Origin of the sequence: Streptomyces olivochromogenes (assembly GCF_001514115.1) — a bacterium.
GTDB lineage: Bacteria > Actinomycetota > Actinomycetes > Streptomycetales > Streptomycetaceae > Streptomyces > Streptomyces olivochromogenes.
Map to the genome: position 1 here is coordinate 254548 of NZ_KQ948458.1, position 19812 is coordinate 274359.

Below are 19812 nucleotides of genomic sequence, written 5' to 3' on the forward strand. Positions count from 1 at the left end.
GGGCTGTGACGGATGACCGAGACCGAAGAGCTGCGCGCCGCCGTCGAGTTGCTGGCGGCCAAGGTCCACGCCCTGGAGGACCAGGTCGAGATCATGCAGCTCGTCGCCCAGTACGGGCCCGCCGTCGACAGCGGCTCCGGCGAGGCCGCGGCCGACCTCTGGACCGAGGACGGCGTCTTCGACGCGGTCCCGCACCTGCGGATGGAGGGCAGGGAGGGCGTCCTCGGGATGGTTCACGGCGCCGGTCACCAGAGCGTGATCCACAACGGCTGCGGCCATGTCCTGACCGTGCCGCACATCGTCGTCGACGGCGACCGGGCCACCGGCCGCAGCCACGCGCTGCACCTGCGCTGGGACGCCGACGCCGGCCGGTTCTGGGTGTTCCAGGTCTCCGCGAACACCTGGCGCTGGGCGCGCACCCCGCAGGGCTGGCGCATCGCCGAGCGGATCAACGCCAACCTGGACGGCACCGAGGGCCCCCGCGCGATGCTCGCGCCGCCCGCGGACCGCGCCCAACAGGACGCGGCGACCAGCGCCGATGACCCTCCGGCGCCCTCAGATGCTCCTCCGGCGCCACCCCCGATGACCCTTTGACGACCCTTCGGCGATCGAGCAGATGAGGTGTGGAGAGTGGCTGAAGCCCTGACCGGCAAGTACGGCCCCTGGGGCGTCGTCGCCGGTGGATCCGACGGTGTCGGCGCCGCGTTCGCCCACGCGATGGCCGCCCGCGGCATGAACGTGGTCCTGGTGGCGAGGCGCGTACCCGTACTGGAGGCGTCCGCCGCCGAGATCCGGGCGAAGTACGACGTCGAGACCCGCACGGTAGCGCTCGACCTCGGCGCCCCTGACGCGTTGTCGGAACTGACGCGCGCCACCTCCGACCTGGAAGTCGGCCTGTTCGTCTACAACGCGGGCGGCGACGACCGCAGCGTCGCCTTCCTCGACAAGGACCTCGGCACCCACCTCGGACTGGTTCACCGCAACTGCGTCGGCCCGCTCGAAGCGGCGTACCGCTTCGGCGGTCCGATGGTGGCGCGCGGGCGGGGGGCCGTGGTGCTGGTGACGTCGGGCGCGGCCTGGGCGGGCGGTGCGACGCTCGCCGCCTACGGCGCCACGAAGGCGTTCGACCTCATCCTCGCGGAGAGCCTGTGGGCGGAGTGGCGCACCCGTGGGGTCGACGTACTGGGGCTCGTCCTCGGCAAGACCGACACCCCGTCCATGCGCCGGGCGTTCGACGCCGAGGGCAAGCCGTACGGAGAGCTCGCCGACCCCGACGACGTCGCGGCCGAGGCCCTCGACCACCTCGCCGACGGCCCCACCTGGATCCACGGCAGCGACACCCCGACCGGCGGTTCCCCGTTCGGCGCGCTCAGCCGGCGCGACGCGGTCCTCGCGATGAGCCGGGGCGCGTCCGCGCACGGCGACGACACCTGACTCCTGCCCCTGCCCCACTCCGCCGCATCGACGCGGCTTGTCGGTGCCCTCGCCTAGTGTGCGTGCCGTACACGCGGGCAGTGATCCGAGCGGGGGAGTGGGGCTGCGTCATGAGTGATCGAACCGGACAAGGGGTGGCGGACCGCGATGAGTTCGCGGCGCTGGTCATCAGGACCGACTTCGGCGACGAAGAGGCGTGGACGGCGTTGAAAGGCGCGCTGTCCCTGCCCTGGGGCCCCGAAGACTTCGAGCCACGCGTCCAGGTCGTCGACGACCCCTCCTGGGCGGGGCTCACGACAGCCGACGTACTCGCCGCGGTCTCCGCCGACGACGAACTCGCCGTCGTCTTCCTCGCGGACGCCGTCGCCCTGCGCACCGGCCAGGGAGCTCTGCTGGCGGTGTCCACGCTGACCAGGGAAGAGTGCGAGAGCGACGAGGAGTTCGAGGCCGAAGGCGGCGAGTTCCGCACGACCCCGGCCGGGATCCACGAGATTCACGCCAACCTGATGATCGCCAACCTCGACTTCGCCGATTTCGCCGAAGCGGCCGAGGCAGCGCCCGACGGCGTCTTCCGCTCCCTGTAGTCCGCGCGGGACGCCTTCCTGCAGCCCGCGCGGGACCTCTTCCTGCGGTCCGTTCCGGACCTCTTCCTGCGGCCCGCTCGGAGCGTCTCCCTCCAGCCCACGCGGCACATCAATTAATGCAAGCATGCTTGCTTGTTTCTGTGCCCGCTGCCATGCTCCAGAGCGCACCGCGAAAGACTCCGCACGCCCGCCGCACATCGCCGCACTGCGCGGCGCATCGCCGCGCGCCGCCGCACACCGTCGTGCCCCGAGGGGAGCTCCATCGTGTCCGACCCGTCGTCAGTGATCGACGATCTGCACCAGGAGAGCGAAGAACTCGACCTGTTGGTAAGTGACTTGGCAGAGAGTCGCTGGGCACTCGCCACCCCCGCCGCCGGCTGGACCGTCGCTCACCAGATCGCCCACCTGGCCTGGACGGACCGTTCCGCCCTGCTCGCCGTGACGGACGCCGAGGCCTTCGCCAAGGAGGTCGAGAAGGCGATGGCCTCGCCCGGCGGATTCGTGGACGAGGGCGCGGAGGAGGGGGCCGGGCTGCCGCCCGCCACGCTGCTCGCCGACTGGCGGGCGGGGCGAACGGCGCTGGAGGAGGCCCTTCGCGCGGCCCCCACAGGCACCCGTTTCCCCTGGTACGGCCCGCCCATGTCGGTAGCCTCCATGGCCACCGGCCGCCTGATGGAGACCTGGGCCCACGGCCAGGACGTGGCGGACGCGCTGGGCGTGGCGCGCACCCCCACCGACCGCCTCCGGCACGTGGCCCGCATCGGCGTACGGGCGCGGGACTTCGCCTTCCACGTACGGGGGCTCACTCCGCCCGCCACCGAGTTCCGCGTCGAACTGGTCGGCCCCAAGGGCGAGTTGTGGACGTACGGGCCCGAAGAGGCGCCCCAGCGTGTCACCGGCCCGGCCCTCGACTTCTGTCTCCTGGTCACCCAACGGGCCCACCGCGGCGACCTCGCCGTACGGGCGGACGGCCCCGACGCGGACCGCTGGCTGGACATCGCGCAGGCCTTCGCGGGTCCGCCCGGACAGGGGCGCGCGTCCAAGGGAGACGCCAGGTGACCGTCGCGCCCCTCCGGATAGGCAACGCCTCCGGCTTCTACGGCGACCGCTTCGACGCGATGCGCGAGATGCTCACCGGTGGCCCCCTGGACGTTCTGACCGGCGACTACCTCGCCGAACTCACCATGCTCATCCTCGGCCGCGACCGCCTCAAGAACCCCTCCGGCGGCTACGCCCGCACCTTCCTGGGCCAGTTGGAGGAGTGCCTCGGCCTCGCGCACGAGCGGGGCGTGCGGATCGTGGCGAACGCGGGCGGCCTCAACCCCGCCGGACTCGCCGACGCCGTACGGCAGTTGGCCGACCGCCTCGGCATACCGGTGCGTGTCGCCCACGTCGAGGGCGACGACCTGACCGCCGGCCATCCCAGGAGCCTCGCCGCGCACGCCTACCTCGGCGGTGCCGGGATCGCCGCCTGTCTGCGCGAGGGCGCGGACATCGTGGTGACCGGGCGGGTCACGGACGCGGCGCTGGTCACCGGGCCCGCCGTCGCCCACTTCGGCTGGGCGCCGGACGCGTACGACCGCCTCGCCGGCGCCGTCGTCGCCGGTCACGTCCTGGAATGCGGCACGCAGGCCACCGGCGGCAACTACGCGTTCTTCACCGACCACGACCCGGCGCGCCTTCGCCACCCGGGATTCCCGCTCGCCGAACTCCACGAGGACGGCACCAGCGTCATCACCAAACACGACGGCACCGGCGGCCTCGTGGACATCGGCACCGTCACCGCGCAACTCCTCTACGAGACCTCCGGCGCCCGGTACGCGGGCCCCGACGTCACCGCCCGACTCGACTCGGTCCGCCTCACCCACGAGGCCCCCGACCGCGTCCGCATCTCCGGTGTACGCGGCGAGGCCCCGCCCCCCACCCTCAAGGTCGGCCTCAACCGCCTCGGCGGCTACCGCAACGAAGTCGTCTTCGTCCTCACCGGCCTCGACATCGAGGCGAAGGCCGCCCTCGTCCGGGACCAGATGGAGGCGGCCCTCGACGCGGCCAAGTCGCGGCCCGCGGAGGTCCGCTGGGACCTCGCCCGCACCGACCACCCCGACGCCTCCACGGAGGAGACCGCGAGCGCCCTCCTGCGCCTCGTCGTACGCGATCCCGGCCAGGACGCGGTGGGCCGCACCCTCAGCGGCGCCGCCATCGAACTGGCCCTGGCCAGCTACCCCGGCTTCCACTTGATCGCGCCCCCGGGAAAGGGCTCCCCGTACGGGGTCTTCGAAGACGTGTACGTCCCCCAGGGCGCCGTGGAGCACGTGGCGGTCCTCCATGACGGGCGACGTGTGCCGGTCGCTCCGGCCACCGACACCCTCGTACTGGAACCCGCGCCCGAACCCGCCCTGCCCGAACCGCTCCCTCCGGGGCCGACGCGACGCGCTCCTCTGGGTGCGGTCGCGGGTGCGCGCAGTGGGGACAAGGGGGGGAACGCGAATGTCGGGGTGTGGGTGCGATCGGATGACGCGTGGCGCTGGTTGGTTCATCAACTGACAGCTGACAGATTTCAGAATCTGATAACTGAAAGCTGTCATCTGAAAGTTGTCCGTCACACTCTGCCGAACCTCCGCGCCCTCAACTTCGTCGTCGAAGGGATCCTCGGCGAAGGCGTCGCCTCCCAGCACCGCTTCGACCCCCAGGCCAAGGCCCTGGGCGAATGGCTCCGCTCCCGCCACCTCGACATCCCGGAGGCCCTGCTGTGACGGTCCTGGCGTCCGCCCTGGACACCGCCGCCCCCGACTACACCGCCCACCGCGAGGCCATGCTCGCCAAGCTCGCCGAGCTGGACGCCGAGCACGCCAAGGCGCTCGCGGGCGGCGGCGAGAAGTACGTGGCCCGGCACCAAAAGCGCGGCAAGCTGCTCGCCCGTGAACGCATCGAGCTGCTGCTCGACCCCGACACACCGTTCCTGGAGCTGTCGCCGCTCGCGGCCTGGGGGAGCGAGTACGCGGTCGGTGCGTCGCTGGTGACCGGGATCGGGGTCGTCGAGGGCGTGGAGTGCCTGATCACCGCGAACGACCCGACCGTACGGGGCGGCGCCAGTAATCCCTGGAGCCTGAAGAAGGCCCTGCGGGCCAACGACATCGCCCTCGCCAACCGGCTGCCCTGCATCAGCCTGGTGGAGTCGGGCGGCGCCGATCTGCCGTCGCAGAAGGAGATCTTCATCCCCGGGGGAGCGATTTTCCGCGACCTCACCAGGTTGTCGGCGGCGGGGATCCCGACCGTCGCCGTCGTCTTCGGGAACTCCACCGCCGGAGGCGCGTACATCCCCGGCATGTCCGACCACGTGATCATGGTCAAGGAGCGGGCGAAGGTCTTCCTGGGCGGGCCGCCGCTGGTGAAGATGGCGACCGGCGAGGAGAGCGACGACGAGTCCCTGGGCGGCGCCGAGATGCACGCGCGCGTGTCGGGTCTCGCGGACTACTTCGCCGTCGACGAGCAGGACGCCCTCCGCCAGGCCAGGCGCGTCGTCGCCCGGCTCAACCACCGCAAGGCGTCCGGCGATCCCGGTCCGGCCGAGCCCCCCAAGTACGACGAGGACGAGCTCCTGGGGATCGTCCCCGGCGACCTCCGACACCCCTTCGACCCGCGCGAGGTCATCGCCCGCGTGGTCGACGGCTCCGACTTCGACGAGTTCAAGCCCCTCTACGGGACGAGCCTCACGACCGGCTGGGCAACCCTCCACGGCTATCCCGTCGGCATCCTGGCCAACGCCCAGGGAGTGCTGTTCAGCGCCGAGTCCCAGAAGGCCGCCCAGTTCATCCAGCTCGCCAACCAGCGCGACATCCCCCTCCTCTTCCTGCACAACACCACCGGCTACATGGTCGGCAAGGAGTACGAGCAGGGCGGGATCATCAAGCACGGCGCGATGATGATCAACGCCGTCTCCAATTCGAAGGTCCCCCACCTGTCCGTCCTCATGGGGGCCTCCTACGGAGCCGGTCACTACGGAATGTGCGGGCGCGCCTACGACCCGCGCTTCCTGTTCGCCTGGCCCAGCGCCAAGTCCGCCGTCATGGGCCCCCAGCAGCTCGCCGGCGTCCTCTCGATCGTCGCCCGGCAGTCGGCCGCGGCCAAGGGCCAGCCCTACGACGAGGACGCCGACGCGGCCCTGCGCGCCATGGTGGAGCAGCAGATCGAGTCGGAGTCCCTGCCGATGTTCCTGTCCGGGCGGCTGTACGACGACGGGGTCATCGACCCCCGCGACACCCGAACCGTCCTCGGCCTGTGCCTGTCCGCGATCCACACGGCCCCCTATGAGGGGGCGCGCGGTGGCTTCGGCGTCTTCCGGATGTGAGGTCCCAGTGATTACTTCTGTCCTCGTGGCCAATCGGGGCGAGATCGCCTGCCGGGTCTTCCGCACCTGCGGTGAGTTGGGGATCCGGACCGTCGCCGTGTACTCGGACGCCGACGAGAACGCCCTCCACACGCGTGTGGCCGACGAGGCGGTACGGCTGCCGGGGGCGGCGCCCTCGGACACGTATCTGCGCGGCGACCTGATCGTGAAGGCCGCCCTGAGCGCCGGCGCGGACGCCGTGCACCCCGGGTACGGCTTCCTCTCCGAGAACGCCGGCTTCGCGCGGGCCGTCCTCGACGCGGGCCTCGTCTGGATCGGGCCGCCGCCCGAGGCCATCGAGGCGATGGCCTCCAAGACGCGCGCCAAGAAACTGATGGGGCTCGAACCGCTGGAGACGGTCACCGCCGCCGATCTCCCGGTGCTCGTCAAGGCGGCCGCGGGCGGCGGCGGACGCGGTATGCGCGTCGTACGCGAACTCGACGCCATCGACGCCGAGCTGACCGCCGCCCGCGCCGAGGCCCTCAGCGCCTTCGGCGACGGCGAGGTCTTCGTCGAGCCCTACGTAGAGGGCGGTCGGCATGTGGAAGTGCAGATCCTCGCCGACGCGCACGGCACGGTCTGGGCGCTCGGCACCCGCGACTGCTCCCTCCAGCGCCGCCATCAAAAGGTCATCGAGGAGGCCCCGGCCCCCGGTCTCGGAGACCTGACGGAAACCCTCTACGACCTGTCCGTGCGGGCCGCCCGAGCCGTCGACTACGTGGGCGCGGGAACGGTCGAGTTCCTGGTCGCCGACGGCAAGGCCCACTTCCTGGAGATGAACACCCGCCTCCAGGTCGAACACCCGGTGACGGAGGCGGTCTTCGGCATCGATCTCGTCGCGCTCCAGATCCAGGTCGCGGAGGGCGCGGCGCTCGCGAACGACCCGCCACGCGCGCGGGGGCACGCGATCGAGGCACGCCTGTACGCCGAGGACCCGGCGCGGTCCTGGGCCCCGCAGACCGGCACCCTGCACCGCCTCGCCGTCACGGAGGGCGTCCGCCTGGACACCGGATACACCGACGGGGACCCGATCGGCGTCCACTACGACCCGATGCTGGCGAAGGCGATCGCGTACGCGCCCTCGCGTGCGGAGGCCCTGCGCAAGCTGTCCGGTGCCCTGGAACGCGCCGACATCCACGGCCCGGCGACCAACAGGGATCTGCTCGTACGCTCCCTGCGGCACCCGGAGTTCGCCGAGGCCCGCATGGACACCGGCTTCTACGAGCGCCACCTCGCCGCCCTCACGACGCCGGCCCCGGACCCGTACGCGCCCCTGGCGGCGGCCCTGGCGGACGCGCGGGGCCACGCCCGCTCCCGGTTCGGCGGCTGGCGCAACCTCCCCTCGCAGCCGCAGATCAAGCGTTACGACCTGGCCGGCACCGAGCACGAGGTGCGCTACCAGCACACCCGTGCGGGCCTCACGGCCGACGGGGTGCGCGTGGTGCACGCCGACGCCCGTCTCGTCGTACTCGAAGTGGACGGCGTACAAAGGAAGTTCGAGGTGACGCGGTACGGCGAGCAGGTGTTCGTGAACGCCACCGCCCTCACCGCCCTGCCCCGCTTCCCCGACCCCACCGCCCAGCAGGCCCCCGGCTCCCTCCTGGCTCCCATGCCGGGAACCGTCGTCCGCGTCGCCGAGGGACTGACCACGGGAGCCGCCGTACGGGCCGGAGAGCCCCTCCTGTGGCTGGAGGCGATGAAGATGGAACACAAGATCTCCGCGCCGACGGCAGGCACGCTCACGGCCCTCCACGCCACCCCCGGACAACAGGTGGAGGTCGGGACCCTGCTGGCAGTGGTGGAGACGACACCGGTGAGTACAGCGCCCCGATAGGGGCGCGGGGAACTGCGCGACCAGCCACATACGACCCGCAGTGTTGAGACGACCTCAGGAGCCCCATGAGCCCCGTCATCGAATCCCAAGAGCACAAAGCCCTGCGTTCCGCCGTGGCCGCCCTAGGCAAACGCCACGGCCGCGACTACGACATCAACACCCTCTGGTCCGAAGCCGCCAAGCTCGGCTACCTCGGCGTCAACCTGCCGGAGGCATACGGTGGCGGGGGCGGCGGCATAGCCGAACTCTCCATAGTCCTGGAAGAACTCGGCGCCGCGGGCTGCCCCCTCCTCATGATGGTCGTGTCGCCGGCGATCTGCGGCACGGTGATCGCCCGCTTCGGCACGGAGGCCCAGAAACAGGAGTGGCTCCCGGGCCTGGCCGACGGCACCCGCACCATGGCCTTCGGCATCACCGAACCCGACGCGGGTTCCAACTCGCACCGCATCACCACCACCGCGCGCCGGGACGGTGCCGACTGGCTCCTGAGCGGCCGCAAGGTGTTCATCTCCGGCGTCGACATCGCGGACGCCACCCTCATCGTGGGACGCACGGAGGACGCGCGGACGGGCAGCCTCAAGCCCTGCCTGTTCATCGTCCCGCGCGACGCCGAAGGCTTCGGGCGGCGGCGCATCGACATGGAACTCCACAGCGCGGAGAAGCAGTTCGAGCTGACCCTCGACGACGTGCGGCTGCCCGCCGACGCGCTCGTCGGCGACGAGGACGCGGGCCTGCTCCAGCTCTTCGCCGGGCTCAACCCCGAGCGGGTGATGACGGCCGCGTTCGCGATCGGCATGGGCCGCTACGCGCTCTCCAGGGCCGTCGAGTACGCCCGCGAGCGCACCGTCTGGAAGCAGCCCATCGGCGCCCACCAGGCCGTCGCCCACCCCCTCGCACAGGCCCACATCGACCTCGAACTCGCCCGCCTGATGATGCAGAAGGCGGCGTACCTGTACGACTCCGGGGACGACGTCGCCGCGGGTGAGGCCGCCAACATGGCCAAATACGCGGCGGGCGAGGCCTGTGTGAGGGCGGTCGACCAGTCCGTGCACACCCTCGGCGGCAACGGCCTCACCCGCGAATTCGGCCTCGCCTCATTGATAACGGCCTCGCGCGTGGCTCGTATTGCTCCGGTGAGCCGGGAGATGATTCTCAACTACGTCTCCCACCAGACCCTGGGCCTGCCCAAGTCGTACTAGCCCGCCGCTCCACGAGCCGCTCCAGGAGGAACCGTGTTCCGCAGCGAGTACGCCGAAGTCCCGGCCGTAGAGGAACCCATTTACGAGGCGGTCCTCGGCCGCGCCGCCGAGCGAGGCGACACGCCCGCGCTGATCGACGGAGTCGACGGCACCACGCTCACCTACGGGCAACTGGACCGGTTCCACCGCCGGCTGGCCGCCGCGTTCGCCGACGCGGGCGTCCGCAAGGGCGACGTCCTCGCCCTGCACAGCCCGAACACCATCGCCTTCCCGACGGTGTTCTACGCCGCCACGCGCGCGGGGGCGTCGGTCACGACCGTGCACCCGCTCGCCACGCCCGAGGAGTTCGCCAAGCAGCTGCGGGACAGCGCCGCGAACTGGATCGTGACCGTGTCGCCCCTCCTGGAGGCGGCGCGGCAGGCCGCCGAGCTCGCCGGCGGAGTGCGGGAGATCTTCGTCTGCGACAGCGCTCCGGGGCATCGCTCGCTGATCGACCTGCTCGGTTCGACCGCGCCCGAACCGGAGATCGACATCGACCCGGTGACGGACGTCGCGGCCCTGCCGTACTCCTCCGGGACGACCGGCATACCCAAGGGGGTGATGCTCACCCACCGGTCCATCGCCACCAACCTGGCGCAACTGGTGCCCTTCTTGCCGATGGGCGAGGGCGAGCGCATCCTCGCGGTGCTGCCCTTCTTCCACATCTACGGGCTGACGGCCCTCATGAACGCGCCCCTGAGGCAGGGCGCCACCGTCGTCGTACTGCCCCGCTTCGACCTCGACACCTTCCTCGCGGCCATCGAGAAGCACCGCATCAGCGGCCTCTTCGTGGCGCCGCCGATCGTGCTGGCCCTGGCCAAGCACCCGGCCGTCGCGCGGTACGACCTGTCGTCCCTGAAGTACATCGTCTCCTCCGCCGCGCCCCTGGACGCCAAGCTCGCGCTGGCCTGCGCCGAGCGGCTCGGGCTGCCGCCCATCGGCCAGGGCTACGGGATGACGGAACTGTCTCCCTGCACGCACCTGGTCCCCCTGGACGCCGCCCAGGACGCGCCCCCGGGAACGGTCGGCAGGCTCGTCCCGGGCACCGAGATGCGCATCGTCTCCCTCGACGACCCCGACAAGGACCTCGGCGTCGGGGAGGCGGGCGAGATCGTCATCCGCGGTCCCCAGGTCATGAAGGGCTATCTGGGGCAGCCCGACGCCACCGCCGCGATGATCGACCCGGACGGCTGGCTGCACACCGGAGACGTCGGCCACGTGGACACCGAGGGCTGGCTCTTCGTCGTCGACCGCGTCAAGGAGCTCATCAAGTACAAGGGCTTCCAGGTCGCGCCCGCCGAACTGGAGGCACTGCTCCTCACCCACCCCGGTATCGCGGACGCCGCGGTCATCGGGGTCTACAACGAGGACAACAACGAAGTCCCGCACGCCTTCGTGGTGCGCCAGCCGTCCGCGGCCGGTCCGGCAGGTCCGGGCGGTCCGGCAGGTCCGGGCGGTCCGGCGGAGGTCTCCGACGTCCCCGGCCTCTCCGAAGGAGAGGTGATGATGTACGTCGCCGAGCGCGTCGCCCCGTACAAGAGGGTCCGCGGCGTCACCTTCATCGACGCCGTCCCACGGGCGGCCTCCGGAAAGATCCTGCGCCGGGAACTGCGGGGCCTGTCATGACCGTTGAACCGGTTGTCCGCGTGGCGCACGACCGCGCCATCACCACCCTCACCCTCGACTCGCCCGTCAACCGCAACGCCCTCTCCGCCGCCCTCGTGGGCGAGCTCGCGGACGGGCTCACCCGGTGCGGCAAGGACCGTGACGTCCGCGCGGTCGTCCTCGCCCACACGGGGAACACGTTCTGCGCGGGCGCCGACCTGCGCGATCCTCCGCACCCGGACGCGCTCGTCGCCCTGCTGCGGCAGATCGTCGAGCTGCACAAGCCCGTGGTGGCCCGGGTGACGGGCCATGTGCGGGCGGGCGGACTGGGGCTCCTCGGAGCCTGCGATCTGGCGATCGCCTCCAAGGAAGCCACGTTCGCCTTCACGGAGGTACGCATCGGCGTCGCGCCCGCCGTGATCTCCCTTCCCCTCCTGCCCCGTACGGACCCCCGCGCCCTCGCCCGCTACTACCTCACGGGCGAACGTTTCGACGCGGCGGAGGCGGTACGGACGGGACTCCTGACGGCGACCGGCGACGACGTCGACGTCACCCTGGACCCCGTCCTGGACGGCCTGCGCCGCGCCTCCCCCCAAGGCCTGGCCGAGACGAAACGGCTGCTCACGGCTAGGGTGCTGGAGGCCTTCGACCGGGACGCGGATGCCCTGACCGCGCTCTCGGCCGAACTGTTCTCCTCCGCGCAGGCCCGCGAGGGGATGACGGCCTTCCTCGAACGACGGGATCCCGCATGGGTGGTGTGAGCACGACGGAAACCGCGGAGCGCGCGGAGCCCACGGACGCGACAGACGCGACCACGGGCGCCACGGACGTCAAGGACGCGACCACGGATGCCGCGGACGCGACCACGGACGCGGCGGAGCCCGCCGAAATCGCCCCCCGCGGTCCCCGGCTTCCGCACGTTCCCAAGCAGGACCGCAGCCGCGCCACCCGGCAGCGGCTGCTCGCGGCCGCCGTGGCCTGTCTCGCCGAGCACGGCTGGGCGGGCTCCACGGTCTCCGTCGTCGCCGAGCGCGCGGGAGTGTCCCGGGGGGCCGCCCAGCACCACTTCCGCACCCGCGAGGACCTGTTCACCGCCGCGGTGGAGTACGTCGCCGAGGAGCGCTCCACCGCACTGCGCACCCTGTTCCCGGAGGGTGCCGCCGACCGCCGCGAGGTGGTCGTGGCCCTGGTCGACCTCTACACCGGCCCCCTCTTCCGCGCCGCCCTCCACCTCTGGGTCGCCGCCTCCAACGAGGAGCAGCTCCGCCCCAGGGTCACCGAGCTGGAGGCCCGCGTGGGCCGTGAGACCCACCGGATCGCCGTGGAACTCCTCGCCGCCGACGAATCCCGCCCGGGCGTTCGCGAAACGGTCCAGGGCCTGCTGGACATGTCCCGCGGGCTCGGCCTCGCCAACCTCCTCACGAACGACGGGGGGCGACGGGAACGGGTGGTGGCGCAGTGGGGCGTACTGCTGGACGAGGCGCTGGGCTGAGCCCCGCCGACATCACGGACCGAGCCCCGCCGGCATCACGGGCTGAGGCGTTCCGCCCGCCAGCTGCCGTCCGGCTCCGCCACGTACCGCAGCCGGTCGTGGAGGCGGTTCTCGCGGCCCTGCCAGAACTCGACCGTCCGGGGGGCGACGCGGAAGCCGCCCCAGTGCGGGGGCACGGGGACCTGCTCACCCTCCGGGTAGCGGGCGCTCAACTCCGCGTAGGAGGCGTCGAGCTCGTCCCGGGAGGGGATGACCGAGGACTGGGCGCTGGCCCAGGCGCCGAGCTGGGAGCCGTGCGGGCGGGTGCGGAAGTACGCGGCGGTCTCGTCTCGTCCGGTGCGTCGTGCCGTTCCGGTGACGATGACCTGGCGGGCCATCGGGTGCCAGGGGAAGAGCAGCGAGACGTAGGGGTTCTCGGACAGCTCGAGGGCCTTGCGGGAGTCGTAGTTGGTGTAGAAGACGAAGCCCTGCTCGTCGTACTGCTTGAGCAGCACCGTGCGTGAGCTGGGCCGGCCCTCGGCGTCCGCCGTGGAGACGACCATCGCGTTCGGCTCGTACACCATGCCCTGCACGGAGGCCTGCGCGGCCTGCTTGAACCAGCGGGCGAACTGGTCCATGGGATGCGCGGCGAGATCGGCCTCGACGAGCCCCTCGGCGCGGTAGTGGGCGCGCATCGCGGCGGGGTCGGCGGCGAGTTCTTCGGCGTCGCCCGTGGCTTCTGCGGCGGCGGCTTCCGCGGCGCGCAGGACGAGGGGCTCGGCGGCGGATTCATCCGGGAGGCGGTCGCGGTCGGTCACGCGGTCATCTTGCCGTATCCCGGTGCGGCATCGAGTGTCAGAGGGTGGCACTGAGTGCCGCAGGGCCTCCCCAAAGGTGGCACTCGGAGATATGGTGCTGCCACCGTTCCGGTGGGATGACCGCCGGTCGCACGGGGCATCACCGGGAAGACGTACCGGACCGCGAGTCCACGAGCCGACCGTGGAGCCGGACGTCGACCACCCATCACCGACGCACGGATTCCCCCTTCCAACCGCAAGACGCGCCCCCATCGTCACCCCCACCATCACCTCCATAAATCCCCCGTCGTACACATCACGAGGAGCCGCCTGATGTCCGACTTCGTACCCGGACTCGAAGGAGTCGTCGCGTTCGAGACGGAGATCGCCGAACCGGACAAGGAGGGCGGCGCACTCCGGTACCGGGGCGTCGACATCGAGGATCTGGTCGGCCACGTCTCCTTCGGAAACGTGTGGGGCCTCCTCGTGGACGGCGCCTTCAACCCCGGCCTGCCGCCCGCCGAGCCGTTCCCGATCCCCGTCCACTCCGGCGACATCCGCGTCGACGTCCAGTCCGCGCTCGCCATGCTCGCCCCCGTCTGGGGCCTCAAGCCCCTCCTCGACATCGACGAGGCCCAGGCCCGCGAGGACCTCGCCCGCGCCGCCGTCATGGCCCTCTCGTACGTTGCCCAGTCCGCCCGCGGCCAGGGCCGGCCCATGGTGCCGCAGAGCGAGATCGACAAGGCGCACTCCGTCGTCGAACGCTTCATGATCCGCTGGCGCGGCGAGCCCGACCCCAAGCACGTCGCGGCCGTGGACGCCTACTGGACGTCCGCCGCCGAGCATGGCATGAACGCGTCCACCTTCACCGCCCGCGTCATCGCGTCGACGGGCGCGGATGTCGCCGCCGCCCTCTCCGGCGCCGTCGGAGCCATGTCCGGGCCGCTGCACGGCGGCGCGCCCTCCCGCGTCCTCGGCATGATCGAGGAGATCGAGCGCACGGGCGACGCGGAGGCCTACGTCAAGAAGGCCCTCGACAAGGGCGAACGCCTGATGGGCTTCGGCCACCGCGTCTACCGTGCCGAGGACCCGCGCGCCCGTGTCCTTCGCCGCACCGCCCGCGAGCTCGGCGCCCCCCGCTTCGAGATCGCCGAGGCGTTGGAGAAGGCGGCCCTGGAGGAGCTCCACGCGCGCCGTCCGGACCGCGTCCTGGCGACGAACGTCGAGTTCTGGGCCGCGATCATGCTCGACTTCGCCGAGGTCCCGGCGCACATGTTCACGTCGATGTTCACCTGCGCTCGTACGGCGGGCTGGTCGGCGCACATCCTGGAGCAGAAGCGCACGGGACGGCTCGTCCGGCCGTCCGCGCACTACGTGGGCCCCGGTCCGCGCGGCCCCCAGGAGATCAAGGGCTACGAGGACATCGCGCACTGAGCCCGCGTCGGGCCCAGGAGTGGCCGGTCATCACGCGGGGGTGAGCAGCTCCGCGTGATGACGGGTGGCGACCAGCGGGTGGGCCCGCAGTTTGCCCTTCAGCTCGTTGAGGCCGTACTCCGCGAACAGCGGGTTCGCCGGGTCGTCGGTGACGCCGGGCGCGGCGGAGGCGTGCGGGAAGGGCAACGGCTCCACGCGCGCGTCCAGGCGCGGGTTATAGAAGAAGGGCACGGAGAACCGCTCGGTGGCCCCGGGCGGACTGACGACCCGGTGGTTGGTGGCGACGAGGTACCCGTTGGTGGCCACTTCCAGCAGCTCGCCCAGGTTGACCACGAACGCTCCCGGCAGCGGCGGCACCTCGTGGAAGAGGCCGTCCTCGCGCTGCACCTGAAGACCGCCGACCTGGTCCTGGAGCAGCAGTGTCAGGAATCCGTAGTCCTTGTGCGCGCCCACGCCCTGGTCGGCGCCGTCGCCCGCGCTGCCCGGGTAGCGTACGAGCTTCAGATGCGGATGGGCCCGCTCGCCGAAGATCGGCTCGTAGAAGTCGGCGGGCGCCCCGATCGCGGTGAGCAGCTCGCGCAGCAGGCGGGCCGCGACCGAGCTGAGCCGGTCGATCCAGGCCAGCGCGGCGGTCCGCAGCTCCGGCAGCGCGGCCGGCCACTGGTTGGGTCCTTCCAGCCACCAGTAGGCGGGCTCGCCGGGACCGGGCCTGCGCGCGGGCCGCTCGGCCCCTATGTCGAGCTGGTCCCGCCAGTCCCGGCTGCCGCCCGTGCGCTCGTCGCCGGTGCGCGTGTACCCGCGGAAGTGCGGCGAGTTGACGTTGTCGAGGGCGAGCCGCTCGGCCTCGGGCAGCGCGAAGAACCGGTGCATGGCGTCGAGCAGGGCGGTGGTCTCGCCCTCGGTCACCCCGTGCCCGACGAGCTGGAAGAAGCCCACGTCGTGGGCGGCGCTGTGCAACTGCGCGTGCAGCAGGGCGCGGGCCTGGGGGCCGCGGTCGGCCGCGGAGAGATCGATGATCGGAAGCTGCTGGTAAGGCCGGTGCTGCCGGCTCTGCAGGTTCTGAGCAGAAGACGTGTTCGTCGTCATGAGGTGCGTCCGCGGGGTGTACGGGTGCCCGGGCGGCCGCCGGGGATGGGGCGGGGGCCACGGGTGCCAAGGGGAAGAAAGGGGGGGCTGAGGTCAGGAAGAAGCCCGACAGCCCATGCTCGTGACGCGCACGAAGTCCACGTGTCGGCGTCGAACGAGCATCGGAAGCATGGTCCAAGAGTACTGCGGACCCCGCGAAACGCATGTGCCCTACCTCACATGCCCTGCGAAACGCAGACGACCCGCGAGCTCGGGTTCCTCCGCCTCACGGCGGAGGAGCCGGCCGGACGTACCGGCGAGCTCGCGGGTCGGGTGACTGCTTGGGATTGGGGCCGGCTGCGCGCTCATTTCACGCGCTGGTCCGGCACCGCACTACATGTGGTGACGGGCCGCTAGCCCGCAGCCACCTCGCTGGTCCGGGTTTCATACATGTACCCGATCACCTCCTTTCGGCGTGCAGCCCACATTAGGAACCGATCGAACCCGGCTCAACCGGTTTTTCGAACCTGGTGCCGTACGCGTATCCGTCAGCCCGCTGGAGCAGGCGCAGGTTCTTGTGGCTGGTGCCCGCGTGGCCGCCCGGGACGGGAATGCTGTGGCACCCGTTGGCGCGGACGGCGACGCGTCCGGTGTGGGTTCCCGCGTACTTTCCGCGTGGGATGACCGCACGTACGAGATCTCCGGTGGTGAAGCCGTAGTGCTTCTTGCGACGGGTGAGATGGAGCCTCGGGAAACCGTATGCGTCGGTACGTGTCCGAGCGTAGGAACCACGGCCCGTGGCCCGGGCAGTCAGAACCTGCGCGGGGTGCCGCACGATGCGCGTTCGATCGGGAAGCTCACCGACCGCGAGGGCGTCGAGCGTGTGCGACTTCGCCAGGCCATGGGCGCCGCGGTTGAACTTGGTAAGGCCTCCAGACCAGGCGTAAACGGACGGGCCAAGGCCCGCTGCACTCCGCCAGAGCTGCCAGCGGGTCGCATTCATGGCCGCCGCGTCTCGCAGTGGGTGTTTGGCCTCTGCCTTGATACGCGCGAGTCTTTCCGGCTGCTCTGCGAGGAAATCTTCCACAAGGCGCGCCGATTTGGCCTGGTTACAGGGGCCGCAGGCCGGTGTGAGATTCGAGATCCGGTCGGATCCGCCATGGGCCCTGGGCTGGATGTGGTCGATCTGCAGGGGTACGCCGGTGGCTCCGCAGTAGGAGCAGGTGCGGTGCCATTTCTCCAGCAGATACTCGCGTACCTCGTACCCGGCGAGGGTGCCCTCACGGTATTCGAGCGCGCTCAACGTCTCGCGGCCGAGGCTGAGGGCGTGGGTGTCGAACGAGTTCCGTTCGATGTGGATCTCGACGACGGGAAAGAGTTTCATCAGGCGGCCGACCTGGCCGATCGTGCCCTCGACCCGGTGCCGCAGAGACGGTGCGAGCCAGCCCGCCGGCCGCCTTCTGTTGTCGAAGCGGGGCGCGCGGTAACGGAGATTCCCGCTGCGCCGCCGACGCCGGTAGCCCGCCCGACGCTTCATGCCGTCACGGATCTGAGCACTGCGGTGGATCAGCTCGACTGCGAACAGGCCTCGGCGCGCTGCGTGCCCGCGCCCCGTGGCGTGGTCCAGTTGCTCCGTGTCCGTGGTCACGGCGATTCCCGTCCCACAGCTCCCCGGGTCGACGCGCACCGCGACTCCGGCAATGGTGGACTCCTCGATCAGGCGATCCTTCAAGCGGATCGCGAACGGCACGTACCGCACCACCACCGCTCTTCCCTTCGCGAGCAGCTCCCGTGCGCGGGCGGGGTGGCACGGCATCAAGGGGCGCCCCCGTTTGTCGAGCACCGGGACCATGTGCGCACCAGCCCCCGCCTTGCTTTCTCCCTTACGAGAGAGGTGTACTCCCTCCGCGGCAACTGAAGCAGCCGCGTCGGGGTGTCGCCGTACGTGTGCTGGTGACTTGCGTACGGTCTCCCCTCGCCCATGTCCCATACCGGCTGCGCCGTCCAGCGAAGTGGCGCCCCTGTGGCCCGTTTCGTCCCTGCTCCCGGGGTTGTCTGCTGCCGCAGGTTCCAGAGCCTGCCGCTGAGGAAGCACGGCAGGGTGGGTCTCCTCACCTGTATGGAACGTAGTCGTCGAACTCACCTCGATTCACGGTGACGACTGGGGCTGGTCAACCATGGGTGGGAGCGGTTGACCTGCCGAACCACCTGGAACGAGACGCTAGTGATCGTGGATCTGCCTGTGGCGCAGACCGCATGAAGGCATCCGTTTGTGTGAATTGAGGTGAATCGTCGAACGGACGGCCAGAGGGAGTCGGGCGCTGGGAGGGTGTGTCCAGTGGTGCGATTCCTGGGGCTGACGGGGCGGAATCCCTGCGTACAACGATTTCGTCCAATCTTTGGGGAACACGATGTGGGCTGGGTCACGTTCGAGTTGAATGAAGGCGAGTGAGCGAACTGTCTCGCCGTACGTGCGGACGCAGCCTGCAGGGGGTCCAGGTGAGTGCTTCCCGGCGTAGTGGGACCACCGACGAGCTGGGGCCGGACGAGCCCGAGCCGGCTGGTTCCGATCTGCTTGCCGCGCTGCTGGACGGGATGGACGCGGCGTTGTGCGCGTTCGACGCCGATGGGGTCGTCACCCATTGGAACCGTGAGGCCGAGCGGATTCTCGGCTGGAGCGCGGCCGAGGCCGTGGGGCGGCGCGGGTTCGCCGGATGGGCCGTGCGGACCGCGGACGCCGAGGAGGTCGAGGCGCGGCTGCTGTCCGTCATGGAGGCCCCGGGGCGGCAGGTGCACGAGTTCGCGCTGCTGACCAAGGACGGCGGGCGCGTGCTGGTGCGGACCCAGTCCGCCGCCGTGCGCGGAGCCGACGGGAAGCCCGCCGGGGTGTACTGCGCCTTCAGCGAGGTGCACGCGCAGATCGATCTCGAGCGGTCCATCGCTCTGAGCGAGGCGTTGTTCGAAGACGCCAGCTGGGGTGTGGTCCTGGTCGACGCGGACCTGCGGCCCGCCGTCGTCAACGCGCACGCGGCCCGGGCCCTGGGGATCGGGCGTACGGCGGTGCTCGGACGGCCGCTGGGAGAGTTGCTCTCCCAAGGGGTCGAGGAGCTGGAGAGCGCCCTCACGCACGTGCTCGCCGAGGGCGCGCCGCCCGCGCCCGCCGAGATGTGGGTGAGCGTGCGGTCGGCCGAGGGCGAGAAACGGCGGTGCTGGCGCAGCGGGTTCGTGCGGCTCGCCTCACCGCTCGCGGAGGAACCGGTTCCGCTCGGGGTCGGGTGGCTCTTCCAGGACGTGACCGAGGCCAAGCACACCGAGCAGGAGGCGAACCTGCTGCGGTTCCGGGCCAACCAGCTGCACCGGGCCGCCCGGGCGGCGGCCGAGTGCGAGGACCCCGGTGAGGCCGCCACCGTCCACCTCGACTTCGCGCTCGCCGGGTTCGCCGACCACGCGCTGATCGACCGGGTCGCGACCGGGTGGTCGGCGGGGGACGACGACGGGCCCGTACGGCTGGTACGCGCCGTCACCACACCCGCCGGGGCGCCCGGGCCGAGCCTGCTCACCGGGAAGGCCGGACTGCCCGTGCGGTACGCCGAGGGGCATCCCGCGCTCCAGTGCGTGGAGCGGGCCGGGTCCGTGCGGGCCAGCTCCGGTGAGAGCACCCCCGAGCGGAAGCGGGAGTGGGCCACGGCCCGCCAGTGGCCGCCGGACTCGGTGCACGCCCTGTGCGCGGTCCTGCGCAGCCGGGGGCGCACGCTGGGCGTCGTGACGTTTCTGCGGGGGGCGGGGCGCAGCCAGTTCGAGCGCACGGACGCGACGTACGCGGAGGACGTGGCGGTACGGATCGCCACGGCGCTGGATCTGGAGGGGCTGGCGGCACGGACGTAGCACCGCCGCGCGCACCCACTCCCCACCCGATCGGCCCAGTGCGGGGGCAGGATTCCAGGTCGGCCCAGCGTGGGTGGA

16 protein-coding genes are annotated in these 19812 nt (G+C 71.3%); 13 read left to right on the forward strand and 3 right to left on the reverse strand.

Annotated elements, in window-relative coordinates; all coding sequences use genetic code 11:
- Positions 1–12: 12 nt before the first annotated feature.
- The 11 genes from AQJ27_RS23180 to AQJ27_RS23230 all read left to right on the forward strand — a co-directional run bounded on the left by AQJ27_RS23180 (position 13) and on the right by AQJ27_RS23230 (position 12574).
- On the forward strand, positions 13–594 hold the full coding sequence (locus tag AQJ27_RS23180) for a nuclear transport factor 2 family protein (RefSeq protein ID WP_079065174.1): 582 nt from the start codon (positions 13–15) through the stop codon (positions 592–594).
- Positions 595–630: 36 nt separating this feature from the next.
- Entirely contained in the window at positions 631–1434 is an 804-nt protein-coding gene (locus AQJ27_RS23185) for an SDR family NAD(P)-dependent oxidoreductase (RefSeq protein ID WP_079065175.1), read from the forward strand.
- Between the two features lie 110 nt (positions 1435–1544).
- Complete coding sequence (locus tag AQJ27_RS23190) at positions 1545–2018, forward strand: DUF6924 domain-containing protein (RefSeq protein ID WP_067371932.1); 474 nt, start codon at positions 1545–1547, stop codon at positions 2016–2018.
- A gap of 264 nt (positions 2019–2282) precedes the next feature.
- Positions 2283–3077: a TIGR03084 family metal-binding protein gene (locus AQJ27_RS23195; RefSeq protein ID WP_067371936.1), complete on the forward strand. Its 795-nt coding sequence runs from the start codon at positions 2283–2285 to the stop codon at positions 3075–3077.
- Positions 3074–4771: an acyclic terpene utilization AtuA family protein gene (locus AQJ27_RS23200; RefSeq protein ID WP_067371939.1), complete on the forward strand. Its 1698-nt coding sequence runs from the start codon at positions 3074–3076 to the stop codon at positions 4769–4771. The genes AQJ27_RS23195 and AQJ27_RS23200 overlap by 4 nt, the downstream gene beginning before the upstream one ends.
- The gene (locus AQJ27_RS23205; RefSeq protein WP_067371942.1) at positions 4768–6366 is read left to right on the forward strand and encodes an acyl-CoA carboxylase subunit beta; all 1599 of its coding nucleotides are present in this window, start codon (positions 4768–4770) and stop codon (positions 6364–6366) included. Before AQJ27_RS23200 ends, AQJ27_RS23205 begins: the two co-directional genes overlap by 4 nt.
- A gap of 7 nt (positions 6367–6373) precedes the next feature.
- On the forward strand, positions 6374–8239 hold the full coding sequence (locus AQJ27_RS23210; RefSeq protein ID WP_067371945.1) for an acetyl/propionyl/methylcrotonyl-CoA carboxylase subunit alpha: 1866 nt from the start codon (positions 6374–6376) through the stop codon (positions 8237–8239).
- Positions 8240–8304: 65 nt separating this feature from the next.
- A complete protein-coding gene (locus AQJ27_RS23215) occupies positions 8305–9438 on the forward strand; it encodes an acyl-CoA dehydrogenase family protein (protein ID WP_067371948.1) in 1134 nt (377 codons plus the stop codon).
- Between the two features lie 33 nt (positions 9439–9471).
- On the forward strand, positions 9472–11103 hold the full coding sequence (locus AQJ27_RS23220) for a 4-coumarate--CoA ligase family protein (RefSeq protein ID WP_067371951.1): 1632 nt from the start codon (positions 9472–9474) through the stop codon (positions 11101–11103).
- The gene (locus tag AQJ27_RS23225; RefSeq protein ID WP_067371954.1) at positions 11100–11843 is read left to right on the forward strand and encodes an enoyl-CoA hydratase family protein; all 744 of its coding nucleotides are present in this window, start codon (positions 11100–11102) and stop codon (positions 11841–11843) included. The genes AQJ27_RS23220 and AQJ27_RS23225 overlap by 4 nt, the downstream gene beginning before the upstream one ends.
- 128 nt (positions 11844–11971) lie before the next feature.
- Positions 11972–12574 (forward strand): TetR/AcrR family transcriptional regulator, encoded by a 603-nt coding sequence (locus AQJ27_RS23230; RefSeq protein ID WP_067372471.1) that lies wholly within the window; start codon positions 11972–11974, stop codon positions 12572–12574.
- Between the two features lie 35 nt (positions 12575–12609).
- On the opposite strand, the gene pdxH is transcribed toward AQJ27_RS23230, so the two are convergent.
- Complete coding sequence (gene pdxH / locus AQJ27_RS23235; protein WP_067372474.1) at positions 12610–13248, reverse strand: pyridoxamine 5'-phosphate oxidase; 639 nt, start codon at positions 13246–13248, stop codon at positions 12610–12612.
- Between the two features lie 435 nt (positions 13249–13683).
- Here pdxH and AQJ27_RS23240 point away from each other — a divergent pair, with 435 nt between their 5' ends.
- Entirely contained in the window at positions 13684–14784 is a 1101-nt protein-coding gene (locus AQJ27_RS23240) for a citrate synthase 2 (protein WP_067371957.1), read from the forward strand.
- A 30-nt stretch (positions 14785–14814) separates the two neighbouring features.
- On the opposite strand, the gene AQJ27_RS23245 is transcribed toward AQJ27_RS23240, so the two are convergent.
- A complete protein-coding gene (locus AQJ27_RS23245) occupies positions 14815–15870 on the reverse strand; it encodes an isopenicillin N synthase family dioxygenase (protein ID WP_067371961.1) in 1056 nt (351 codons plus the stop codon).
- Between the two features lie 466 nt (positions 15871–16336).
- Positions 16337–17701 carry an RNA-guided endonuclease IscB gene (gene iscB / locus AQJ27_RS23250; protein ID WP_067371964.1) on the reverse strand — a complete coding sequence of 455 codons (1365 nt, stop codon included), beginning with the start codon at positions 17699–17701 and terminating at the stop codon, positions 16337–16339.
- Between the two features lie 647 nt (positions 17702–18348).
- Here iscB and AQJ27_RS23255 point away from each other — a divergent pair.
- Complete coding sequence (locus AQJ27_RS23255; RefSeq protein WP_067372478.1) at positions 18349–19734, forward strand: PAS domain-containing protein; 1386 nt, start codon at positions 18349–18351, stop codon at positions 19732–19734.
- Positions 19735–19812 lie beyond the last annotated feature (78 nt).